Source organism: Shuttleworthella sp. (genome assembly GCF_057251025.1).
Genome location: NZ_DBHIDN010000057.1, coordinates 1 through 1,551 on the forward strand (window position 1 = coordinate 1; position 1,551 = coordinate 1,551).

Sequence of the window (1,551 nt, forward strand, 5' to 3'; positions counted from 1 at the left end):
ATTCTCTTTGTCTCAGATCAGCTGCATTGCCCTGGCAAGATCCATTCCCCTCTCCGCGAGGAAGACTGCCCCGCAGGCTGACAGGGCCACCAGGAGCAGACTCTTCTTCCGATAGGCCATCCAGAGAGCCACGACGAATGCGAGCAGACCTGAGATCGGCGAAGCGGTCGCTGTCAAAATAGCGGGGAAGGTCATGGACGCAAGCGCCGCGTAGGGGACATAGTAGAGAAAGGACTTGAAAAAGGGGCTTCGAATCTCCCTGGTAAAAGCCAGAATCGGAAGCGCGCGAATGGCATAGGTGACGAGGGCCATCAGAAGAATGTAGATATAGATACTGTGTCTCATCACTTTTTCCTCCCTTTTTCTCCGCCGTCTCCTGTCGAGTCAGCAGGCACTTTTTCTCTGCCCTCCTCCACAGCGTCGGCGTCGGCTTCCTCCTGGGGCAGGGGACGGATCCAGGCAAAAAGAGCAGCCGCAAAAACAGTGACGATAATGACGCTCGTCCCGGAGGAAAGCCTGGGAAGCAGCCCCGATACCAGTCCCAGTGCACCTTCCAGAAGCTCAGGCCCATAGGCCAGGGCGGCCGAAAGACTCATGGCCGCCAGAACAAGTCCTAAAAGCGAATGATCCTTCTCCATCGGAGGAATAATAATCGCGAGAAACATGCCGTAAATAGCCACAGATAAAGCGGAGAGAATCATGGCCGGCAGAAGCTTGCCCATGACGGCGCCTGTGGCGGTTCCCAGCACCCAGCCGGGAATCGCCACCGCCATGGCTCCCAGGTGAAAGTCCGGCCTCACGTATCCGGGTCTGGTGATCGAAATCCCAAATATTTCATCCGTCACACCGAAGGACATGAGAAGGCGCTTATACAGGGGCGCGTCCGGCTCCATCCGCTGAGCCAGGGAGAAGGACATGAGCATGTAGCGCAGGTTGATGACCAGCTGGCTCAAAAGGATTTCCAGGTAACTCCCGTCTCCTAGAATGATCCCCAGACCGGCAAACTGGCCGGCCGAAGTGACATTGGTCGCCGATATCAAAACCGCGTCCATTCCCCGCATTCCATCGGCGACCGCCGTCATGCCAAAGGCAAAGGACACGGCAAAATATCCTAAAGCAATGGGGATGCCATCACGCATCCCCATTCGAAAGTTCTCTCGATTCAAGGCTTTCACCTCAGTCTTCTCCCTGACCGGGACGCAGAATATCAACGACCGCCGACAACTCCGCGCTGTCCTCCACATGCTCCAGGAGGACCTCATGGTGGAAGGAGATCCCCTGATCTCCGACGGCGGTCACCTCGGACAGAGGGCTCTGAGACAGGGTCTTTCCGATCTCGACAGAGAAATATCGGCCGACCTTCTTCTTCCGATCCCAGGTCAAAAAGACGCTCTTGGCACAGGGGACGATCAGATACTTCTGCGGCATGTCAATGCGGACAATATCCAGATCCTCTCCCACGGTCAGGGCCATTGAATCAAAGTCCTCCAGGAGGTAGGGGTAGAAGCGCTCTCCCCCCTGCAGGCGATAGCAGGACTCATAGAAGGCATC

3 protein-coding genes are annotated in these 1,551 nt (G+C 56.4%); all 3 read right to left on the bottom strand.

Annotated features, from left to right (window positions below; translation table 11 throughout):
- Nucleotides 1-12: 12 nt before the first annotated feature.
- Nucleotides 13-345, bottom strand: coding sequence for an AzlD domain-containing protein (locus ACO5R6_RS07630; protein ID WP_006905383.1), 333 nt, complete (start codon nt 343-345; stop codon nt 13-15).
- Nucleotides 345-1,145, bottom strand: coding sequence for an AzlC family ABC transporter permease (locus ACO5R6_RS07635; protein WP_485626578.1), 801 nt, complete (start codon nt 1,143-1,145; stop codon nt 345-347). The genes ACO5R6_RS07630 and ACO5R6_RS07635 overlap by 1 nt, the downstream gene beginning before the upstream one ends.
- Nucleotides 1,146-1,176: 31 nt before the next feature.
- Nucleotides 1,177-1,551 (bottom strand): hypothetical protein (locus tag ACO5R6_RS07640; protein ID WP_485626577.1); only part of this gene is annotated, 375 nt, incomplete at its 5' end.